This window comes from Pseudoalteromonas sp. MMG006 (genome assembly GCF_018101025.1).
GTDB lineage: Bacteria > Pseudomonadota > Gammaproteobacteria > Enterobacterales > Alteromonadaceae > Pseudoalteromonas.
The window spans coordinates 206,484-223,591 of the sequence record NZ_JAGJEJ010000002.1 but is presented as its reverse complement, the minus strand read 5'-3'; the positions used below and the strand labels follow the sequence as shown (position 1 = coordinate 223,591).

Here is a 17,108-nt window from a genome sequence, read left to right as displayed (position 1 = left end):
ATAGAGCCATTTATGAGGCAAGCTGCCAAGGTTTAATAAATTTTTCAAGTACCGCTTTTGTTACTGGTTTTTGTAAGTAATGCGTTATCCCTTTTTTAAATAACTCAGCTATTTGATCATCTCCAGTAATCCCCGTTAAAATTACTTTAGGTGTATCGTTATTGGGTGTGTTTTGACTAATTAATTGCTCAGCTACGTCACTGCCAAACATACCAGGCATACGCTCATCTAGCAGTAGTAAATCAAATGTCTCCTTTTGGGCAAGAGATAATGCACTCGCACCATTTTCAGCACACGTTACCGAGCACCCAAGCATTTCTAGCATTACCTTAGTTGCTATCTGGCTTGGCAGGCTATCGTCAGCAACTAAAATTGATAAACGCGTTTGTGTATGTAGCGTGGCTAAAATAGCAATTAAGTCAGTATCAAAAAAAGGCCAGCCAAGGACTCTTTTAGAGAACTTATGTTCCTGGCTTAAATTGTTAATATCATCTATGGAACAAAGCTTGATATGATTATTTAAACTGTCATTGTTTAGCTTATTTATTAAATCATCGCCATGTAAATGTCTCAAATCCTCTAGCTGTATCGACTCTCTCGTCATACTGTTAAATAATTTAAAATTTAAGCCAAATCGGTCATGAGTGTACGCTGACATTTTTAAGCAACTCTTAAATAAAAGTTCACAAAGAGTTAAAACATCTACATTTTGATTAATATCAAGCGCTAAATTTACTGACTCTTTAGTTGCTAAAAGGCCATGCACATCTAATGACGTGACTTGCTGATCATCATCAACCCAGTAATGAAAGCTTACACCTTGAATGTTAGCTTCCACTGTAAGCAAAAAGCTATTTTTTGCTGATGTTAAACCAGGTGTTAAAAACTCTTCACATTGCGCTATTATCTGCTCAGGAGAGACTTGCAAACACACATAATTGCATTGCAGCTTATTAATTAGAGTCACCGAGAAATTGCGTTTTTGGGTTACACAATATTTACCTATTACCGCTTGGATAATTTCTAAAACGTGACTGTTATTATTCATAAAGTACTCTACCTAAAATATCTATGAATATTATTCATCAAGTTATGTGCCACAAATGTACCTTTATAAAGTCGCTTATTTTCATAAGCTTAATTATCAAGAGTGTGAAATGCGCCTGTTTATTTGCATATTGCAAATCAGATTGCGAGGCATAACTTAATTAATGAATTTATTAGAATGGTCTAATCGCTTTTTTTGTCTTTTAATAATTTTTTAATCGCTTAAAATGATACTAATTAAATTGAGGAGACAACTATGCTTACAGTAATTTTTGGCCGTGAAGGCTGTCCATTTTGTGTACGTGCTAAAGACGTTGCCGAGCAACTATCAAATGAACGCGACGATTTTAAATTTCGCTATATCGATATCATCAAAGAAGGTATCAGCAAAGCTGACCTTGAAAAATCAGCAGGCAAACCTTGCCCAACTGTCCCACAGATTTTTGTAGACCAAACTCACATCGGTGGATTTACAGAATTTGAAGCATACGCTAAAGAAAACCTAGGTCTTTATAAATAAGGTTTGTAGCCAACCTGTTAACCAGTTTAATAAATCAAATAATTAAACTGGTTAAATTTCGACCAACATCAATCACATACAAATTAGTTGTAATTTATACAAGCATTTGCCTCGTGAATCCTATATAATGCGCGCCTCTTTAAATTCGTTGAGGCGTATTAATGTCAGAACCAGTCACGTTTGAATCTCTAAATCTTTCTCCTGCAATTTTGAAGGCAGTTGAAGAGTTGGGTTACAAGACACCATCTGAAATCCAAGCTCAATGTATACCGTTATTGCTAGAAAGAAAGGACGTACTGGGACTAGCACAAACGGGTACAGGTAAAACAGCAGCATTTGCACTGCCATTACTAAACAATATTGACCCGTCTGTGAAACAGCCACAGATCCTTGTACTCACTCCAACACGTGAGCTTGCGATCCAAGTTGCTGAGGCATTTGAACAATATGCAAAACACACTCGTGGTGTAGAAGTATTGGCACTTTATGGTGGCCAAAGCTACAGCATTCAATTAAGCGCACTTCGTCGTGGCGCACAAATTATTGTTGCGACACCTGGTCGCTTAATTGATCACATTAACCGTGGCACTATCAAGTTTGATGCTTTACAAGCACTTGTACTTGATGAAGCCGATGAAATGTTACGTATGGGCTTTATCGATGATGTCGAAAACATCATGGAAAAAACGCCGCGTGAAAAGCAAACATGTCTTTTCTCTGCAACCATGCCTAAGCAAATTCAAAACATCAGCAGCAAATATATGAATAACCCTGAACAGGTTCATATTTCTGCGCGTAACTCTACAGTATCATCTGTTGAGCAAGTGTTTTGGAATGCACACGTACACAAAAACAAAGCGATTGTTCGTTTCTTAGAAGCTGAGCAATATGAAGGTGCTATTGTTTTCGTACGTACTCGTAACGATACAGTTCAACTTGCTGAATTATTAGAGCGCGAAGGTTTCTCTGCTGCTCCACTTAACGGTGACATGAACCAGCAAGCGCGTGAGCGCACTGTAGATCGCTTAAAAAATGGCATGCTAAACGTTGTTATTGCAACAGACGTAGCAGCACGTGGTCTTGATGTAGACCGCTTAAGCTTAGTTATCAACTACGATATCCCACAAGATTCTGAAGCCTACGTCCACCGTATTGGCCGTACAGGTCGTGCAGGTCGTACTGGTAAAGCAATTTTATTCGTTAAGCATAACGAACGTTATTTACTTAAAAATATCATTCGTCATACTAAATCTGAAATTGCTCAGGTTGAATTACCTACAGCTAAAGTAGTTGAAGAAAAACGTATCAATGCATTACAAGAAAAGCTTACGCTTGCACTTGAAAACAAAGATATTACGTTCTTCAACGAAGTAGCTGCAAATATGGCTCAAAAACTTGAGCTTGCTCCTGAAGACTTAGCGGGTGCGTTATTGTGTTTAGCACAGCAACAATCACCAATTAAAGTTGAAGAAGTTAAAATTCAACCTCGCGAACGTAATGACCGCAACTCACGCAATGACCGTGGAGATCGCGGACGTCGTAACGAGCGCGGTGGCGAACGTGGTGGTGAGCGTGCAGAACGCAAACCTCGTGAACGCAACAGTCGTGATGCTGGGCCTATGGATACTTACCGTATCGAAGTGGGTCGCGAGCATGGCGTACAGGTTAAAAACATTGTTGGCGCTATTGCTAACGAAGCTGACATCTCGAGCAAGTTTATTGGTGACATCCGTCTTCACGACAGTCACAGTACGGTACAGTTACCGCAAAACATGCCTAAAGATGTACTTGATCACTTCCAAAAAGTGTTTATTTGTAAACGCCCTATGGGTATGACAATTACACAAGATCAAGGCCCTGCTGAGCCACGTGGCGAGCGTTCTGAACGCCCAAGTGGTGATAAAAAGCGTAGTTTTAACAAAGACAACCAACGCGGTGATAAGCGTGGCGGTCCTCGTAAAGAACGTCGCCCAGTGAGCTTCACATCTAACTAAGCTTTATAGCTTATGTTGTAAAAAACCTTGTCATGAAAGTGCCAAGGTTTTTTTGTTTTAAAGCCACTGCTTCAGTAAAAACAAAAATTCTATAAACTAAGCAAATGCTATAATTCACGGACGAATTAAAATTGAAAAAGATTTACGACAATTTGCTATTTGTAGCAATAGTACTCCCCATTTTATTATGCATCACTATACCTATTTTAATGGACTTTACAGACCCACCATTCATCTCAAATGGACTATACGACGTTGTTTGCTTTATAGTCTTTCCTGTTATGTCTGGTGCAGTATTTATCTACTTAAATATACTTATATTCAATAAATATAGACGCTGCAGTAAATACAGAGAGCATATTAAATATAGTGTTTCAGATACAAAAACAAAGTTATCTCTAATCTTCGCGTACCCATTATTCCCTTTGTTAATCTATGCAAGCCTCTATTTTTTATTCTCTGTTCCTATTAAATTATGGGCTTACTACACGCAAGGCGACTATTGGTATAAGGAATATATCCTCACAGATGTACAAGAGTGTGGCACTGAGTATGAAGATAGTTGTACTCGTTTATACTTTAAAGATCCTAAAACGAATGAAATTCACGATTTTAGATGGTACGACGATAAGTCTACAATAATGAACAACAAAAACGATTATGTGTATATCGTTGGTGAGGCCAGTTTGTTTGGCTATATAGTGAGAGATTTAGAAAGGTAATTAAAACTTCCTTTTACATTGTAGTATTTTTATATAAAAACCTCACTCAAGTGAGTGAGGTTCATAAATTAAGGTTTAAGTTAAAGTAACGCCGGATAAACGTAACTCGCATCTAACCCTAACGGAATACCGAGTGCCCAATACCCTAGCAAGAAAATACTCCAACCAATCATAAACGCGATTGAGTAGGGGATCATAAGCGCGATAAGCGTGCCTATACCGGTGGCTTTTACATACTTTTGGCAGTACACCACAACCAATGGGAAGTACGGCATGAGTGGGGTGATAATGTTTGAGCTAGAATCTCCTATTCTGTAAGCAGCTTGGGTTAAATCGGGTGATATACCTAGTTGCATTAACATTGGTACAAAAATAGGCCCGAGTAACGCCCATTTTGCTGAGCTTGAGCCAACAAATAAATTTACAAAGCCGGTTAGAAATATAATACCCACAACAGTTACAGCGCTAGGCAGCTCCATTGCTTTTAAAAGCTGTGCCCCTTCAATGGCCATTAACGCCCCTAAGTTAGACTTAGAAAACGCAGCAATAAACAGCGCACAAAAGAACGCCATAACAATGTAATAAGCCATACCACTCATCGCGGTGCTCATGGCGTCTATCATATCTTTAGACGTTTTAAAGGTACCGACGGTAAAACCATACACGGCACCAGGTATCCAAAATAATAAAAAGATTAACGGCACAATAGATTGCATAAGGGGCGATCTAAAATTAGTTAGTGAGCCATCGGCGCTGCGCATTGCTGAATCGGCTGGGGCAGACACAAATGCAAGTAATACAAGCCCTGCGATCATTACGCTACTGGCTATAAAAAAGGCGCGCTTTTCATCACTTTTAGCTTCATCAAACGCGGGTAAGTTTTGAGTATCTTCATTAAGCGGTGTATTTTTTAAACGTGGCTCAATTATTTTGTCAGTAATATACCAGCCTAATAACACAATAAATAAGCTCGACGCAGAGGTAAATGCCCAATTATTAAGGGGGTTAATCGACATATCGGGGTTAATAATTTGCGCCGCGCTTTGCGTAAAGCTTTGCAGTAATGGGTCTATCCCTGATGGAATAAAGTTAGCACCAAACCCGCCGCTTACGCCGGCAAATGCGGCAGCAATACCTGCTAATGGGTGTCGTCCAGCGGCAAAAAATATAACTCCCGCTAAAGGGATCACTAAAACATAGCCTGCATCGGTTGCTGTATGGCTTACAATAGCAACTAAAATTACTGACGGTGTTAGTAACTGTTTAGGCGTTACCTTTAGCATGAGCTTAAGGCCTGTATTGATATAACCCGAGTGCTCAGCTACACCAACACCTAACATAGCAACCAGTACCACGCCTAATGGAGCAAAGCCTGTAAATGTTTTTACCATAGAGGATAAAAACGAAGCGAGTGAGTCGCCCTCTAATAAGTTATTTACAACGATGGCTTGGCCTGTACGTGGATCAAGAGCTTCAAAACTTACACCTGATAACCACCACGAGCATAACCAAATAAGTAACATTGCAAATAAAAAGATAATAGCGGGATCGGGGAGCTTGTTACCTACTCGCTCCACAAAATTTAAAAAGCGAGCAATGAGCCCCGAAGGTACTGCAGCTTGATTATTGTTATTCATTAATAGCTCCCAAAATAGATTTCCGTAACAATATACCATTAAGATGCAACAGTAAATTAACCAATAAATCTATTTTGGGCACAAAAAGCGGCTTAATATATTAAGCCGCTCTAATGGATATTAGATGGATTTTAGTTAAGCAAGTGCTTTTACTTCTTCCCACAGGCGCACAACTAGTGTTTTATCTTCTTCATTGAGTTCACCATTACGGTAAGCTTTAACTAAGCTGTGCTCTACGGTTTCATTGAGCTCATCAATAGAAATTGTAAGCTCTTCTACTTCTGCATAACCTACGGCAAGGTCAAAATGACCTCGTAAATAACCGCCAGCAAACAGCTCATCATCGGTTGCTTTTGTTACTAAATCATCAAAGTATTGCTGCGCAGCATCAATATAATTCACTAAACTCATTGTGTTACTTCTCCTGGTTATCATAACCGACAGCATACATAATATGGTCGTTATAGCCGGTGGTTACTTTAATGTAACCTGTTAATTCGTCGTCTAAAGTGCTGTCGCCTGTATCACAAATAAGTGGACGGCCATTCAGCGCTTGTAATTTGGTTTTAGTAGCCACTACGATAATATTGTCTTTACCTATGCTGCGAATAAGCTCAGGGCTTAATTGCTGATTGCCTCGGCCAAAAATATGCCCTTGCCCACCAATAAGCGTAATAACAAGTTGAGTAGCGTGACTGCGGGTGTAATCAAGTAGTTGGTCAGCCGTTAAATCTTGCGCTATAAGGGTTTGATCTTTAATTAAATCTACGCCCAATAAAGTATTATCCAGCCCCATTTCTTGCATTATTGCTTCAACAGTTGAGCCACTACCCATAATGTAATAAGCGTCTTCATCCATTTCGCTAACCACATGCGCTGCAATATCGGCAAGCACTAATTCGTCTGTTTCTTTACCACCATTTTTAACTGCTTGTACATAACGTACCTCGCTTGGTATTTGCATTTCACCATAGCGTTTAGCTTTTACGGTGCCTTGCCTAAACGCCTCTTCGTCAATATCCATTACGTCAGCATCTGCAAGCGTAACAAGCTCGCCTTCTACTAGCATTTCTACTACGCGACCAGCAGCTTTAGGTGTAATAGCATATACTCCAGAGTGAATTTTACAGCCTGCGGGTATGCCAAGCACGGGGACAGTATCTTCTATCGCGTGGCAAATATTGCGTGCAGTACCATCGCCACCAGCAAAGAGTAATAGGTCTACGCCTAAGCTTTTGAGTACTTTGGCTGCTGTTTCAGTGTCATTAGGCGTTGTTATTGTATTTGCGTTATAAACAACTTCAACATTGAAACCCAGCGCTTTTGCTGCGTGCTCGCCCATATCGCCATTTACGGTGTAAATTGTAAGCAGACTTTTATAAGGTAATAGCACCTCAAGCGCAGCTTGAGTACGGCTGTTGGCCTTAGCTTGCGCGCCTAACTCAATAGCCTTTGCAGCTGTATTTTCACCGTCACTACCTTTTAAGGCAACACTGCCGCCAAGGCCTGCTACAGGGTTAATAATTAAGCCTAACTTAAACTGCATTTTTCAACTCCTGAGGGTGATGCCAATTAAATTGCTGAGCAGTTAATGGCCAAGGCGTGTTATAAAAATTACTTAGCGCTTTTAACAGTGTATGAGTGCGTGCGTTAACACCTTGCTCTATAAATATTAAAACCTGCTGATGGACCCTAGCCTGAAAATCAAATCGGCAAGTTTGCTCACCATTTAAATTATCTACCGATACATTAAATTCAAACCCTGCGGCCTTACTGAGTAACCACTCAATGGCTTGTGGTTTTACTTCTACGTTTTCAAACTCAGCTTGCTTTTGTTTGTCTCGCCCATCTGGGCAATACCAATAACCATAATCTTCACGCTTTCTACGCTCAGCCCCTGCAATAAGCCAATGGGCTATTTCATGCAAAGCACTCGCGTAAAAGCCATGGGCAAACACCACCTGATTAAATGTAATTGTATTATTGGCAGGTAAATAAATAGGCTCATCATCGCCTTTAACTAAGCGAGTGTTATGGCTTTGGTAAAAAGCAGTATCAAAAATTGAAATTAGATCAGCTATTTGGTGCATAAAATTTGATTAATTCGTCTCGGTTATAGCGCTAAAATAGCGCACTAAAAACGAAACGAATTGTACGGGCTTTTACCTTTAAAGTAAAAGTGGTGGGACTGTTAAATATCTTTCTTTGAATCAAGCAAACTAATATGCAGCCTTCGGTTTATGCCTGAGTAAACCATGCTAGCAATACACGTCAGCGCAACACAAAATGATAATATTGCTGTGCCTATAGTGAAAACGTAATTTGATAAGTTTTAATGCAGTAACCAAATACACATTGCATATACAATACTAAAATTTAAAGAACTAAAGAATAAATTTTAGTATTGGCTAACAAGTTGGCTATTCAAGTGCTTTTTTAAAAGCCGCGTGTTACGGGTATTGGCTTTAAAAAATGCATCGAATATATCACCAAAAAATGGCACTAAGCCGCCTACAAAATCAATGAGCATATTGATAATCATTTTACTCTTTATACGTTTACTCACGCCTAAACGCTGCGCTTCTACCAGTACATAGCTTGATAAAATAAACCCTGCCACATCTCCTATTACGGGTATTAAGCCAATCACCGCCTCTAGGCCTATGTTAAATTTAGTAAATGGAATACCAATGCTGCTATCGGTTAATTTACTAAAGCGCTCTAATCGCGCTATTGCTGCTTGAGTTTTAAGTTGTGAGTGTTCATTTATATTATCGTTCATGATTATTACCCTCCATGCTTACAGTATATAGGGCTTAGTTGAACAACTACTGAAAGGCTTTAAAGCAAATTACAGACATAAAAAAACGCGGTAGTCCGCGCTTTTTTATAATCATAAACAATTAAACAGAACCGTTAATTGGGCCATGTTCGTGGTTTACATGCGGGTTTTGCCCGCGCTGGCGCAGTAAGTGGTCCATTAATGTAATAGCCATCATTGCCTCAGCAATAGGAATTGCACGAATACCAACACACGGATCGTGACGCCCTTTGGTGATCATCTCTACTGCTTCGTTTTCAGTATTAATGCTTTTACCTGGGATAGTGATACTTGATGTAGGCTTAAGCGCAATTGAGGCAATAATATCCTGCCCTGTAGAAATGCCCGCTAAAACACCACCCGCATGGTTTGATGTAAAACCTTCTGGGGTTAACTCATCGCGATGCTCTGAGCCTTTTTGCTCTACTACATCAAAGCCATCACCAATTTCAACGCCTTTCACTGCGTTAATGCTCATTAGTGAATGTGCAATTTCAGCATCTAATCGGTCAAATACTGGCTCGCCTAACCCTACAGGTACATTGCTTGCCACTACTTTTACTTTAGCGCCTACAGAGTCACCTTGTTTTTTTAGATCGCGCATGTACTCGTCAAGTGCTTCTAGTTTGCTTGCATCAGGGAAAAAGAATAAGTTGTTTTCAACTTCATCCCAGTCGTAACTTTCTGCTTTAATAGGACCAAGCTGGCTTAAGCATGCTTTTACTTCAATACCATGAAACTGCTTTAAATACTTTTTAGCAATTGCACCTGCCGCTACACGGATTGCGGTTTCACGAGCGGATGAGCGACCCCCACCGCGATAATCGCGCAGACCGTATTTATGCCAATAGGTGTAATCGCCATGACCTGGGCGAAATACGTCTTTAATTTTGCCGTAATCTTGCGAGCGTTGATCGGTATTTTCAATCAGTAAACCAATACTAGTGCCTGTGGTTTTACCTTCAAAAACGCCTGCTAATATTTTTATTTGATCGCTCTCACGGCGCTGCGTTGTATAACGGCTTTGCCCTGGTTTTCTGCGATCTAAATCAATTTGTAAGTCAGCCTCTGTGATCTCAAGGCCTGCGGGAGTACCATCAACTACGCCGCCTAATGCAACGCCGTGGCTCTCACCAAAGGTGGACACTTTAAATAACTGCCCTATGCTATTACCTGCCATTAACTTTCCTCATTCCTAATGACTACCAAGTAGCCGAGCACATTTGGCTCGGCCTTAAAGTTTATTTTGCAAAATACGCGTCAAGCTGTACTTTAGTAATTACAAAAACACCTAACCCGCCTTGTTCAAACTCAACCCACTCAAACGGCGCACCTGGATATAGTGCATCCATATGTACCATAGAGTTACCAACTTCTACAAATAACAAACCGTTATCAGTTAGATGCTCGCTTGCTTCGCTTAAAATTGTGCGAGTAACATCGAGACCATCGTGCCCCGATGCTAAACCAAGCTCTGGCTCATGATGAAATTCACGCGGTAAATCAGCCATATCTTCGGCATCAACGTACGGTGGGTTTGCCACTATTAGGTCATATTTTTGACCTGGTACACCGCTAAATACATCTGATTGAATAGGCAATACGCGTTCACTTAACATGTAATCGCTAATATTTATATCAGCTACTTCAAGTGCTTCATATGAAATATCGACAGCGTCTACTTGCGCGTCTTCAAATGCTTGTGCAAGCGCGATAGCAATACATGCAGAGCCCGTACATAAGTCTAAAATTCTATTTACCGATTGCGGCTCTTCAAGCCAAGGTGCAAATCTGTTAGCAATTAATTCTGCAAAAGGCGAGCGTGGGATCAATACACGTTCATCAACATAAAATGGCATACCCGCAAACCATGCTATGTTTGTTAAATAAGGTACTGGGGTACAATCGTTAATACGCTCGGCTATTAGCCTTGCAAGTTGATTTTTTTCTGTACTTGTTAAACGCGCGTGCATTAATTCTTTTGGCGCATCTACAGGTAAACTAAGCGCAGGAAGTAACAAACTTACCGCTTCGTCCCATGCGTTATCGGTACCATGTCCAAAAAATATACCACTACTTGCAAATTGGCTTGTAGTCCAACGTAACCAGTCATGTAAAGTTGACAGTTCTGCAACAGCTTCTTCAAGTGTTGCTTCTTCTATTTGTAAATCACTCATATATTTTACCTGTTTTAGCTTACTGACTGTTTTAATCTTTAAGACGATTGCATTGCCTATATTGGCTTGGCAAATTACAATTGCACTTCATTTGATATTGTACCGCCTTTTGCGCTGCGTTTTTACGTTTTTTTGTTTAGGTAATAGTTATGAAAAAAGACACACCATCACAATCTTCCCTAAGCAACGACGACATAGACTTATTTCGTCAAACAATCACAGGCGCTAAGGTATTTAAACAAGATACTCATCGTTTTGATACAAAGCCTAAGGTGTCACAAGCAAAGCAATTTGCCCAGCAAAAAAAACAGGCACAATCTGAATTTTATTTCTCAGATGAGTATATTCCCGATATTGATACCCATGGCACTGTAAATTACGTAAAAGAAGGTGAAGATACCTTTTTACCTAAACAGTTACGCCGTGGTGATTTTGCTCCCGACTTGACCCTTGATTTACATGGATTAAATAAAGAAATAGCCAAAGATGAACTTGCTGGGTTAATACACGAATGTAAAAAACGCCATTATTACTGCGCTTGTGTAGTGCATGGTATTGGAGGCGGCATATTAAAGCATAAGATTCCTCAATATTTAGTGCAGCACCCTGATGTAATTGCAATGCACCAAGCACCATTAGAATACGGCGGTAAAGGCGCTGTACTTATTTTAATTAATTTACCGCAAAGCGATGAATTTAGACGCTAAATAAGGACTTAACCGGTGCATATTTTTTCAATTATATTCCCATTAATTTTTATAGTTGCACTGGGTTATAGCTGTTGCCGACTTAAATTTTTTAACGAGCAACATATAGCAGGGCTAAGTAAGTTCACTTTTTATGTCAGTTTACCCGCATTTTTAATATTAAACATGTCGCAAATAAACTTGCAGCAGAGCATTAGCCCGAGCGCATTTTTAAGCTTTTATATCCCTGTTTTATGCATATTTGGGCTCGGCATTTTAATTGACCGCTTCTACTTAAATAAGCCATCCCGTAATAATGAAGTCATAAACTATCAACAGCATAGCGTATTTGGTTTAGCAGGTAGTTATTCGAATATGGTATTGGTGGGCATTCCCATTGTAATAGCATCGCTTGGTAAAGAAATGATAGCGGTTGCATTTATGATCATTACCTTTCACAGCACATTATTATTTGCCCTTACCTTTTTAATTGGCGCAAAAGGAAATGCCAAAGACTTCTCATGGTATAACTTTGCAAAAAGTATGGTACTAAATCCTATTGTACTGAGTATTGGCTGTGGTTTAGTTATAAATGTATCGGGGATAACGCTGTTTGATGATCTAGCCAAGGGCATCGATTTATTAGCAAAACCAGCTATTCCATGTGCGTTATTTGTATTAGGTGCCAATTTAGTATTTTATACAATTGCCTCAAATTGGCTGCCTGCACTTATATCTTCCATATTAAAAATACTTATTTTGCCTGCAGGTGTATTTATTGTCGCAACCTATATTTTTCAATTAGATGAACAAATAAGAAATGTACTCGTGTTACTTAGTGCATCACCCGTAGGGGTTAATGCATACCTTATTGCGAGTCAGTTAAAGCAGCATCAAGCAACACTTGCAGGAACTGTCGTGCTATCTACTATATTATGTATGTTTAGCTTTACCTTTTGGTTAGCCATACTCTTGTAGTTTTACAAACCGCCAGAGACATCAATAAAGCTTCCCGTTGTAAATGAGGCATCATTAGAAGCTAAAAAGTAAATTGCTTTAGCAACTTCCTCTGCCTTACCACCTCTACCAAGCGGTAGTTTATGCTTTAAATTGTCAACTCTGTTGGGCTCACCGCCATCTGCGTGCATATCTGTATAAATCAGTCCAGGACGAACGCAGTTAACTCTTATATTTCGCGTAGCAACTTCTTTTGCTAAACCAATTGTCAATGTATCTATAGCGCCTTTTGAAGCGGCATAATCTATATACTCATAAGGTGCACCTGTTTTAGCAGCTCCCGATGATACATTTACTATACTAGCGCCACTATTCATTCTTTTAAGCGCTTCTCGACTACATAAAAATGCGCTTGTAATGTTTGTACTCAGGATATGATTTATACGCTCTGCATCCATTTCCAGTAACGTCATCTGACTTTTTAATATACCTGCATTGTTTATGAGTACATCAAGTCGTCCAAAGGTTTTATCTATAAATAAGAATAAAGCCAACACATCAGGCTCATACGATACATCAGCTTTAAATATCTCGGCTTTTGCGCCAAACATCCTTATTTTTTCTGCAATTAATAGTGCACTTGCTTGATCAGTTTTATAGTTTATACAAACACTATACCCTTGCTCTGCAAAATATAATGCTGTTGCAGCACCTATCCCACGGCTTGCTCCGGTTATAAGTACTACAGGCGGTTTCGTCATTTAGATTAAGCTTTTAAAGCCGCTACAACAGATATTTCAACGAGTAAGGCATCGCGTGCCATTTTAGCTTCTACACATGCTCGTGCTGGTGCATATCCTTCTGGTACCCACGCATCCCAGACAGCGTTCATATCGGCAAAATATTCCATGCTTTTTACATAAATAGTCGCACTTAACATATGCGCTTTTGAGCTACCTGCTTCATTTAATAACAGTTCTACTTTGTCGAGCATGGTTTGTGTTTGCTCTTTAATATCTTTTTGCGCATCTGCACATACTTGCCCGCACAAATATACGGTTCCATTATGTTTTACAATGCGGCTCATACGCGCACCTGTTTGAAGGCGTTCAATAGTCATTTTTACTTTACTCAATTATTTATTTAGACGTTTGCAGGGGCATTAATACTTAAATAACTACTGCGCCGGGTTTCCTCATCGTAGTTAATTACAGCAACTGCACCTGTATTAAAAATTGGCATATTACCTGGGCTCAACTGGTCAACTAAATAGCTAACAATTGGCATATGAGAAACTACAAGCCACGTATTACACTCAGGGTGTGTAGCGATAAGGGTTTCGAGATAATCTGCGGCAACTTGCGGCTTCCCTTGTGGAATAACATCAGATGTTGTTTCGCTAAATGTAAAAGCATTATTTTTAGCTACGCCATTTGCCGTTTGCTGTGCACGAATGTAAGGGCTAACTAACAGCGCATCTGGGTGGTAATTTCTACTGAGCCAAATACCCATTTTTTCGGCTTCGTCATGCCCTATCTGGGTTAAATTTCTAGCCGCATCATCAGCCTGCATTGGAGCTGCTTCACCGTGGCGCATAATTAGGATTGTTTTCATAAAAAATCAACCGATTAAAGAATATAAAACAGTAGCCAGTTTGCCCATTTGTCCGCTATATTAACAACATAAACCTATTTATTTCTTAAATAGTTCTTTCATGAGATTCAGGTAATTCTTTAAGCTGCATTTCGCTTTCCTGAAGCCATCATCTGTTGTTAACAAGTAAACGTTTAGTTTCAGGAGCATCATTTGAATATCAGTCGCAATGATAACAGAGCATACCGCGCCATTACACTGGACAATGGTCTAAAAGTACTATTAGTGCAAGATAAAGATGCAACAAAAGCGGCTGCCTCTATGGCAGTAAATGCCGGACACTTTGACGATCCCCTTGATAGGCAAGGCTTAGCACACTTTTTAGAGCACATGCTTTTTTTAGGCACAGACCAATACCCTGATTCAGGTAGTTTTAATAATTTTGTCTCTCAAGCCGGCGGCAACACGAATGCATGGACTGGTACAGAGCACACTTGTTACTTTTTTGATATTAATAACCAGAAGCTTGAAGAAGCGCTTGAACAATTTAGCCGCTTTTTTATTGCACCTTTATTAAACCCCGCAGAAACAGAAAAAGAACGCAACGCGATTGAGGCCGAGTTTAAGCTAAAAATAAAAGATGATGGCCGCCGCATCTACCAAGCACATAAAGAAACAGTCAATCCTGCACATCCATTTGCTAAGTTTTCGGTCGGTAACCTGCAAACCTTAGCTGATAGAGAGCGTTGTATTAGCGATGAGCTGCGTGACTTTTTTAATAATCATTACCAAGCCCAGTGGATGACACTAGTCATATGTGCAAATGAAGCACTAGACACACTACAAAGTTGGACGCAAACCTATTTTGCCGCAATCAGCGGTAATAAAAAGCTCGAAAAGCCGGAGATAAGCGAGCCACTTTATCGTAAACAAGATTTAGGTAAGGTATTACACATTGAACCTCACAAACATATGCAAAAGCTTATTGTTAGTTTTGCTATGCCAAATATTGACGACTTTTATCGCCATAAAACAGTAAGCTTTATTGCTCACCTACTTGGCTATGAAGGAGCGGGTTCCCTTTATTCAATTTTAAAAGAGCAAGGCTGGATCAATGCACTTTCAGCTGGTGGTGGTATTAATGGTAGCAACTTTAAAGATTTTAATATTAGTTTAGCCCTTACTGATGAGGGCATTGAGTACTTTGAAGATATTATTGAAATGGTATTTGAATACATTTGCCTAATTAATAACAACACTGAAAAGCTACCGCGCTTATACCAAGACAAAAAAAATCTTTTACAAATCGCATTCGATAACCAAGAAAAATCGCGTTTAATTGACTGGGTAAGTAATTTAAGCATTAACATGCAGCATTACGACGAAGCTAATTACGTGCAAGGCGATTACCTAATGGAAGGCTTTAATAAGCGTACCCATGAAATGGCCATGCAATGGTTAACACCATACAACATGCGTATTGTGCTGATTCATCCAGATGTAGAGCCGGAGCACAAAACGGCTTGGTACAATACCCCATACAAAGTTGAGCAAGTATCGCAAAGTTGGCTTGATGCATTAAGCGATATTAATACGCCCCTGAGTGAAATGCTGTTGCCTACAGCCAACCCTTATTTAACCAAAGAAGTGGTGCTTTACGATGTCGATAAGCCACAAGAAAAGCCTGAATTACTTGTTAAAGAGCCCGGCTTTGAGTTTTGGTTCAAACAAGACAACACCTTTCGTGTAGCTAAGGGGCACTTTTATTTAGCTATGGATTCAGATTTCGCGGTGAAAGACGTAAAACACATGGCGCTTACTCGGCTATTCACGGATTTATTTATGGATAGTGTTGGCGAGCAATTTTATCAGGCAGAATTAGCTGGACTTAGTTACCATTTAACATCCCATCAAGGCGGCTTGACGCTACATACAGCAGGACTTTCATCAAGCCAACTAGAGCTTGTTGATCAATTAATAGACGCTCTATTTAATGTAGAGATTTGTGCTAAAAGATTTGCTGAATATAAAAAGCAGCTAGTAAGACATTGGCGCAATAGCAATCAAAATAAACCAGTGAGTGAGCTATTTAGTATTATAGGCGCTAAAATTATGCCTTGGAACCCAAGGCCAAGTGAACTTGCATCGGCTTTAAAAAACACATGTTTTCAGCAGTTTAATGAATTTAGAACAGACTTTTTCAAAGCCCTGCACGTAGAGTCTTTTTTGCACGGTAACTGGCAGCAAAGCGATGCTATTGAATTTCAAAAAAAGGTCGCTGATCACTTAAAACATGCCACTATTATAGAAGATTTGCGCCGCCCACTATTTGAAATAAAAAAAGTGACACGGTACGAATTAGAACTCCCATGTAGCGACCACGCAATGGTTATTTACTACCAAGCGCAAACAGACAGCGTAGCCGAAAAAGTAAAGATGATGGCACTCAATCACTTAATTAATCAAGATTACTTTAATGAACTACGAACAACACAACAGCTTGGCTATTTAGTGGGGGCAGGCTACGCCCCTTTTAACACTCGAGCTGGTATAGCGTTTTACGTACAGTCGCCTAAATTTGATGCTAAAACATTATTACATCGACATAATAACTTCATTAACAATTACCTTGAAAATATTGATGCGCTTGATGAGCAAGACTGGCAACAACAAAAGCACGGATTAAGTACGCATATTGCCGAAAAAGATAAAAACCTGCGCTTGAGATCGCAGCGTCTATGGCTAGCTATTTGTAACCGAGATCATGAGTTTCATATGCAGCAACGTCTATTAGAGGCACTAAACGCATTAACTCTAAAAGATTTAAAATCATATGCGCTTACATTATTTAATGAAGATAGGCCAAGGTATGAGCTATTAAGCTCAGCAAAAGTGAATAAATCTCAAAATATGCCCCTTTACTCGCAATCTCTTTGACTCTCGGTCGAGCTTGT

At 39.6% G+C, this 17,108-nt stretch carries 16 protein-coding genes; 5 read left to right on the top strand and 11 right to left on the bottom strand.

Annotation, left to right across the window (positions count from 1 at the left end; genetic code table 11):
- Positions 1-10 precede the first annotated feature (10 nt).
- Complete coding sequence (locus J8L73_RS03460; protein WP_211014845.1) at positions 11-1,048, bottom strand: response regulator; 1,038 nt, start codon at positions 1,046-1,048, stop codon at positions 11-13.
- Positions 1,049-1,303: 255 nt separating this feature from the next.
- Here J8L73_RS03460 and J8L73_RS03455 point away from each other — a divergent pair, with 255 nt between their 5' ends.
- Positions 1,304-1,567: a GrxA family glutaredoxin gene (locus J8L73_RS03455; protein ID WP_004587283.1), complete on the top strand. Its 264-nt coding sequence runs from the start codon at positions 1,304-1,306 to the stop codon at positions 1,565-1,567.
- A gap of 161 nt (positions 1,568-1,728) precedes the next feature.
- Positions 1,729-3,561, top strand: coding sequence for a DEAD/DEAH box helicase (locus J8L73_RS03450; protein ID WP_210999991.1), 1,833 nt, complete (start codon positions 1,729-1,731; stop codon positions 3,559-3,561).
- A gap of 802 nt (positions 3,562-4,363) precedes the next feature.
- On the opposite strand, the gene J8L73_RS03445 is transcribed toward J8L73_RS03450, so the two are convergent.
- The 7 genes from J8L73_RS03445 to prmB form a co-directional block, all read right to left on the bottom strand.
- Complete coding sequence (locus tag J8L73_RS03445) at positions 4,364-5,920, bottom strand: AbgT family transporter (RefSeq protein WP_211014844.1); 1,557 nt, start codon at positions 5,918-5,920, stop codon at positions 4,364-4,366.
- A gap of 135 nt (positions 5,921-6,055) precedes the next feature.
- Positions 6,056-6,331: a YfcL family protein gene (locus J8L73_RS03440; protein WP_211014841.1), complete on the bottom strand. Its 276-nt coding sequence runs from the start codon at positions 6,329-6,331 to the stop codon at positions 6,056-6,058.
- Between the two features lie 4 nt (positions 6,332-6,335).
- A complete protein-coding gene (locus J8L73_RS03435; RefSeq protein ID WP_211014840.1) occupies positions 6,336-7,466 on the bottom strand; it encodes an ATP-NAD kinase family protein in 1,131 nt (376 codons plus the stop codon).
- Positions 7,456-8,010, bottom strand: coding sequence for an elongation factor P hydroxylase (locus J8L73_RS03430; protein ID WP_211014838.1), 555 nt, complete (start codon positions 8,008-8,010; stop codon positions 7,456-7,458). The genes J8L73_RS03435 and J8L73_RS03430 overlap by 11 nt, the downstream gene beginning before the upstream one ends.
- 308 nt (positions 8,011-8,318) lie before the next feature.
- Positions 8,319-8,702, bottom strand: coding sequence for a DUF4112 domain-containing protein (locus tag J8L73_RS03425; RefSeq protein WP_211014836.1), 384 nt, complete (start codon positions 8,700-8,702; stop codon positions 8,319-8,321).
- Between the two features lie 121 nt (positions 8,703-8,823).
- Positions 8,824-9,921: a chorismate synthase gene (gene aroC / locus J8L73_RS03420; protein WP_211014834.1), complete on the bottom strand. Its 1,098-nt coding sequence runs from the start codon at positions 9,919-9,921 to the stop codon at positions 8,824-8,826.
- A 61-nt stretch (positions 9,922-9,982) separates the two neighbouring features.
- Positions 9,983-10,918 (bottom strand): 50S ribosomal protein L3 N(5)-glutamine methyltransferase, encoded by a 936-nt coding sequence (gene prmB / locus J8L73_RS03415; RefSeq protein WP_211014832.1) that lies wholly within the window; start codon positions 10,916-10,918, stop codon positions 9,983-9,985.
- A 149-nt stretch (positions 10,919-11,067) separates the two neighbouring features.
- On the opposite strand from prmB, the gene smrB reads away from it, so the two are divergent.
- Both smrB and J8L73_RS03405 read left to right on the top strand, forming a co-directional pair.
- Positions 11,068-11,625: an endonuclease SmrB gene (smrB, locus tag J8L73_RS03410; protein WP_058547383.1), complete on the top strand. Its 558-nt coding sequence runs from the start codon at positions 11,068-11,070 to the stop codon at positions 11,623-11,625.
- A 15-nt stretch (positions 11,626-11,640) separates the two neighbouring features.
- Positions 11,641-12,582, top strand: a complete 942-nt coding sequence (locus J8L73_RS03405; RefSeq protein ID WP_211014830.1) for an AEC family transporter — start codon at positions 11,641-11,643, stop codon at positions 12,580-12,582.
- A 2-nt stretch (positions 12,583-12,584) separates the two neighbouring features.
- On the opposite strand, the gene J8L73_RS03400 is transcribed toward J8L73_RS03405, so the two are convergent.
- From J8L73_RS03400 to sixA, 3 genes are read right to left on the bottom strand one after another with little or no spacing between them, the layout of a single operon-like run.
- On the bottom strand, positions 12,585-13,322 hold the full coding sequence (locus J8L73_RS03400; RefSeq protein WP_211014828.1) for an SDR family oxidoreductase: 738 nt from the start codon (positions 13,320-13,322) through the stop codon (positions 12,585-12,587).
- A gap of 5 nt (positions 13,323-13,327) precedes the next feature.
- Complete coding sequence (locus J8L73_RS03395; RefSeq protein WP_211014826.1) at positions 13,328-13,681, bottom strand: RidA family protein; 354 nt, start codon at positions 13,679-13,681, stop codon at positions 13,328-13,330.
- A gap of 23 nt (positions 13,682-13,704) precedes the next feature.
- Positions 13,705-14,175, bottom strand: a complete 471-nt coding sequence (gene sixA, locus J8L73_RS03390; RefSeq protein WP_211000002.1) for a phosphohistidine phosphatase SixA — start codon at positions 14,173-14,175, stop codon at positions 13,705-13,707.
- Positions 14,176-14,367: 192 nt separating this feature from the next.
- Between sixA and J8L73_RS03385 the strand changes: the two genes are divergently transcribed.
- On the top strand, positions 14,368-17,091 hold the full coding sequence (locus J8L73_RS03385; protein ID WP_211014824.1) for an insulinase family protein: 2,724 nt from the start codon (positions 14,368-14,370) through the stop codon (positions 17,089-17,091).
- Positions 17,092-17,108: the final 17 nt, after the last annotated feature.

Excerpts from the sequence above, each read along its gene's own strand:
- J8L73_RS03445 (WP_211014844.1), bottom strand. The coding sequence starts at position 5,920 with ATGAATAACAATAATCAAGCTGCAGTACCTTCGGGGCTCATTGCTCGC.
- aroC (WP_211014834.1), bottom strand. The coding sequence starts at position 9,921 with ATGGCAGGTAATAGCATAGGGCAGTTATTTAAAGTGTCCACCTTTGGT.
- smrB (WP_058547383.1), top strand. The coding sequence starts at position 11,068 with ATGAAAAAAGACACACCATCACAATCTTCCCTAAGCAACGACGACATA.
- J8L73_RS03450 (WP_210999991.1), top strand. The coding sequence starts at position 1,729 with ATGTCAGAACCAGTCACGTTTGAATCTCTAAATCTTTCTCCTGCAATT.
- J8L73_RS03395 (WP_211014826.1), bottom strand. The coding sequence starts at position 13,681 with ATGACTATTGAACGCCTTCAAACAGGTGCGCGTATGAGCCGCATTGTA.
- J8L73_RS03440 (WP_211014841.1), bottom strand. The coding sequence starts at position 6,331 with ATGAGTTTAGTGAATTATATTGATGCTGCGCAGCAATACTTTGATGAT.
- J8L73_RS03460 (WP_211014845.1), bottom strand. The coding sequence starts at position 1,048 with ATGAATAATAACAGTCACGTTTTAGAAATTATCCAAGCGGTAATAGGT.
- prmB (WP_211014832.1), bottom strand. The coding sequence starts at position 10,918 with ATGAGTGATTTACAAATAGAAGAAGCAACACTTGAAGAAGCTGTTGCA.
- J8L73_RS03425 (WP_211014836.1), bottom strand. The coding sequence starts at position 8,702 with ATGAACGATAATATAAATGAACACTCACAACTTAAAACTCAAGCAGCA.
- J8L73_RS03400 (WP_211014828.1), bottom strand. The coding sequence starts at position 13,322 with ATGACGAAACCGCCTGTAGTACTTATAACCGGAGCAAGCCGTGGGATA.
- sixA (WP_211000002.1), bottom strand. The coding sequence starts at position 14,175 with ATGAAAACAATCCTAATTATGCGCCACGGTGAAGCAGCTCCAATGCAG.
- J8L73_RS03430 (WP_211014838.1), bottom strand. The coding sequence starts at position 8,010 with ATGCACCAAATAGCTGATCTAATTTCAATTTTTGATACTGCTTTTTAC.
- J8L73_RS03455 (WP_004587283.1), top strand. The coding sequence starts at position 1,304 with ATGCTTACAGTAATTTTTGGCCGTGAAGGCTGTCCATTTTGTGTACGT.
- J8L73_RS03435 (WP_211014840.1), bottom strand. The coding sequence starts at position 7,466 with ATGCAGTTTAAGTTAGGCTTAATTATTAACCCTGTAGCAGGCCTTGGC.